This is a genomic window from Moorena sp. SIO4A5, assembly GCF_010672005.1.
GTDB lineage: Bacteria > Cyanobacteriota > Cyanobacteriia > Cyanobacteriales > Coleofasciculaceae > Moorena.
This window is the reverse complement of the sequence record NZ_JAAHHZ010000512.1, coordinates 1-3462: the sequence shown is the minus strand read 5'-3', so window position 1 is coordinate 3462 and position 3462 is coordinate 1. Positions and strand designations below refer to the sequence as shown.

Here is a 3462-nt window from a genome sequence, read left to right as displayed (position 1 = left end):
TGGGAATATATTCAAAAACACCCTAAACAAACAAAAAGGTTATTAGGAATTAATTATGAGCAATTAATAAAACTGATAGAGCAAGGAAAGCTTATAGCTAAAGAAAAACAACAAGAGAATGAAAAAACTAAAATTAGACTTATTAAAGCAGGAGGTGGTAATCATCCCAAATTATCTGAGGAAGAACAACTAATTTTGATGTTAGTTTATCTGAGGCATAACTTAAGTTTTCAACTTTTAGGTTTGCTTTTTAAAGTAAGCGAGTCAACGGCTCATAACTTATTTAATTATTGGCAAAAAATATTTCAAGAAGCCTTACCACCAAGTCGGTTAGAACAAGTAAAAAAGTTCCCGGAAGAAGTAGAACAGATTAAGGAAGAATTAACCAACTATGAATTGATAGTAGATAGTTCAGAGCAAGTCATCGAGAGACCTTTAGACTACCAAACCCAAAAGAACTATTATTCAGGTAAACAAAAAAGACATACTTTTAAAAGTCAGTTTGTGGTTTTACCAAAAGGACAAGAAATTCTTGATGTAGTTGTGGGAAAACCAGGGCCAATGAGTGACATTAAAATATGTCGCCAAACTTTAAATAAATTTGATGAACACCAATTTTTTAGTGGAGATAAAGCTTATGTAGGAGAAGCGCAAATAACTACTCCGTCTAAGAAACCTAAAAATGGAGAATTAACTGATTCACAGAAAGCCGATAATAAACTTTTATCAAAATCGCGAATTTTCGTAGAGCATTTGATCAGAAGAGTGAAAATAGTTAAAATTATTCAAGAAAGATTTCGTTTAACTAAAAAGCGTTATGAATCGGTAATATTAACTGTTTGTGGCTTAGTAAGATTAAGAAGCGATGCAGCGCGGTCTTGGGGGTTTCCCCCATGAGCGACTGCATCAAGACATTGGCTCTCTAATTTTAAAAATAATAGAATCGGCTGAATGTGGTCAAGTAATTGACATTGTAATGACTCATAATTTTACTCCAAATTTGGATAATGAGACTCCAAAACCTGATGAAATGGTTCCTATGGCTAAATTTTGAATCAGTTATTGACCCCCTTAGTTTGATTGCTGTGACTTGATTACAGATTATTGGAGATGTCTACAGGTTTACCGCAATTACTGACTTATGCTTTCAACAGCCTAGAGCATCAAGAATTTGTTTGGGGATTAGCCACTAATGGTCTGGTTTATCAGTTTGTTTATATCCATCAGGGTAATCCCCAAACTTATCAATATATGCCGATTTTAAACTTGTTTGAAAGCGATCGCGCCATGGTTATACTCCAAGTTTTGAAAGGGATTTGCAAACTTTAGAAATAGTACACTCTACGGTATTGATACACTGATTTAATTCAAAGAACTAGGTTCTACAATCAGGGTAATGTTATCAATCCCAGTTACTTCAACAATATCCCCAGGGTTGAGAGTGATGGCTTGTGGACATTTAGCATTCCAGTAGCTGGCTCGGAAGTGTACACGTCCGCTTTGATTGGGTTGTATGGCAACTTTAACAGTAGCTTCTCCTTGCCAACGGTTAAGGGTTTGGCTAGGGGAGGTTTGGGCTTGATGACACCGAAATAGTTTAAACATTGTTAGTTATCTATCAATACAGCAATTCTACTGAGATCTGCTTAATCTTGAGATAGTGATGTATAGCGTTTCCTAGTAAGCGTGAGGTACATCTAAATTTTCTTCCTTAACCAATAACGAAAGTACCTCACCCGATTGAGAACTGCTATATTAACTTATCAGTGACTTTGGAGAGAATTATGAGTAATTTGAAAATAAAGTCAATCAAAAGGTAAAAAGGAGTGTGGTGAAGCGTACAAAATTCTGTGCTTGAGTGGAAGTAGGTATAATCAGCATATTCGGTAAACCATGACGGATTATATCCGAATCAAGGCAAAAATCCGGAAAAGAGGGATAATTGTTAATTGTTAATTAATGAACATTCAAGATTGATCAGTAGTCAACCGAACTCGATATTATCCATTCCTGTCCACTGGTGGAAATGTTTCAGTCCTAAAGCGAATCTTAACCTGACCAATGATGTCTGTACTCATAGTCACTGCATCGAATGAACTCTCATTCACTGGCTTAACCGTGAGTTTATTGTGACTAGTACCAGCAGAAACGTTACCCGATCCTGCTACCGCACGACCTCTGATGTAAGGGTTGGTTTCTTGATACTGATACTGGTTTTTTCCTGTTGTTTGTTCTTCAGTAGCAGTCACATTGAAGGTGAGCTTCGAGACAATTTCCCCATCAGTTACTACAATCCGTGCCATTCCTTCCCGTGCTATTGCCCGCAGATGCTCTATCATATTAGTCGCTAGTAACTCACCAATTTTCGAGCGAATCTCTTGGACTTGGCTAGTGAAGAATCTCTCCTGATTCTCTTGGATGGTAAGTGTCAGAGGATTTGTAAGATTAATGGTTTCAGCTTCTAGAGCTTGAGCTACTTCCCTTAAGAGGTGATTGGCTGGCTTTTCTTGAGTACCAGTGTTGGGGTTAGCAGGGATAGTTTTAAAGGTATAGTTGGGACGCACAACTGTACCTCCCTGACCATCAGGGTAGTGTTGGACAAGATGGTCAGTAATTTGGGCATCAGAGACATTCTCAGCCTGGAACTGAGCCAGAGTTTTAGCGAGATTGGCTACAAGTTCCCGATAGGCTTCCATCTGCTTGATAGTTGCACCCATGATAGCGTCGAATGCACTGTTGATCAGCCCAGCAGTAAACTCAGTAAAGCCTAGCTCTTGAACTTGCTTTGCCCCACTGATACCACACTCAACTGCACTATTATTAGTATTAGTATTATTATTATTCATTGGGCTAACACCTGTTGCCAGTGGGCTTTGACATTGAGGGTGTTCAGCAGCTATTTCCTTAAGGGTATCTCCCATCACCGTAGCAACCTTTTCCCGCACTAATTGCAGTTCTTGGTTACTTTTAACCTGCACTAAGGCTTGATCCACTACGTCATTAACCAAGGTATTCACACCATGCTCAATCGCTACCTCTGTGGGCATACTTTGATCAATAGTTGACCCAGTTGACCCATCTTCTCCAGGCATTTTTACGAGAATCGGCGACCTTGGGTTTTGATTGATCAAGTCTGTGCTTTCCATCATATCGAGTTGGGTTGAATACTTATAATTATTGGTTAATAGTTACATAAAAATTGTAACTGAAAAAGTAAGCATTCAGCTGTCAGATATCAGTTTATGCGCTACGCGCACGCTACGCGAACAGCTATCAGTTTTCAGCCATTGGCCATTGACCTTGGCCAAAGACTTTTATCCAGACTGGCAATTGGATAAAATCTCGAACTATTAAATTCTCCTGTTTAAGGTTTATTTTAAGCATTAGGCTGACGGCTGAATGCTGACGGCTGAATTCTGAAAGTTTGATGCTGTTTGATTAGGAAAGGAAAAGGGCAATCAT

General features: G+C 38.6%; 5 protein-coding genes. 3 read left to right on the top strand and 2 right to left on the bottom strand.

All coding sequences use genetic code 11. From position 1 onward, the window contains the following. Positions 1 to 897, top strand: an 897-nt coding sequence (locus F6K57_RS40165; protein ID WP_293074457.1) for a transposase family protein, incomplete at its 5' end; no start/stop codon positions are given. 213 nt (positions 898 to 1110) lie between these two features. Then, complete coding sequence (locus F6K57_RS40160) at positions 1111 to 1329, top strand: hypothetical protein (protein WP_075905517.1); 219 nt, start codon at positions 1111 to 1113, stop codon at positions 1327 to 1329. Between the two features lie 33 nt (positions 1330 to 1362). Here F6K57_RS40160 and F6K57_RS40155 read toward each other — a convergent pair whose 3' ends face one another. Both F6K57_RS40155 and F6K57_RS40150 read right to left on the bottom strand, forming a co-directional pair. Next, positions 1363 to 1605 carry an NfeD family protein gene (locus tag F6K57_RS40155; RefSeq protein ID WP_075905515.1) on the bottom strand — a complete coding sequence of 81 codons (243 nt, stop codon included), beginning with the start codon at positions 1603 to 1605 and terminating at the stop codon, positions 1363 to 1365. Positions 1606 to 2000: 395 nt separating this feature from the next. Beyond that, the gene (locus F6K57_RS40150; protein WP_293074452.1) at positions 2001 to 3149 is read right to left on the bottom strand and encodes a hypothetical protein; all 1149 of its coding nucleotides are present in this window, start codon (positions 3147 to 3149) and stop codon (positions 2001 to 2003) included. A gap of 28 nt (positions 3150 to 3177) precedes the next feature. Here F6K57_RS40150 and F6K57_RS40145 point away from each other — a divergent pair, with 28 nt between their 5' ends. Continuing rightward, entirely contained in the window at positions 3178 to 3354 is a 177-nt protein-coding gene (locus F6K57_RS40145; protein WP_158069878.1) for a hypothetical protein, read from the top strand. The last annotated feature ends 108 nt before the right edge of the window (positions 3355 to 3462 follow it).

What these genes read in the sequence shown, in the direction of transcription:
- F6K57_RS40160 (WP_075905517.1), top strand. Translation starts at nt 1,111, where the DNA reads ATGTCTACAGGTTTACCGCAATTACTGACTTATGCTTTCAACAGCCTA.
- F6K57_RS40150 (WP_293074452.1), bottom strand. Translation starts at nt 3,149, where the DNA reads ATGATGGAAAGCACAGACTTGATCAATCAAAACCCAAGGTCGCCGATT.
- F6K57_RS40155 (WP_075905515.1), bottom strand. Translation starts at nt 1,605, where the DNA reads ATGTTTAAACTATTTCGGTGTCATCAAGCCCAAACCTCCCCTAGCCAA.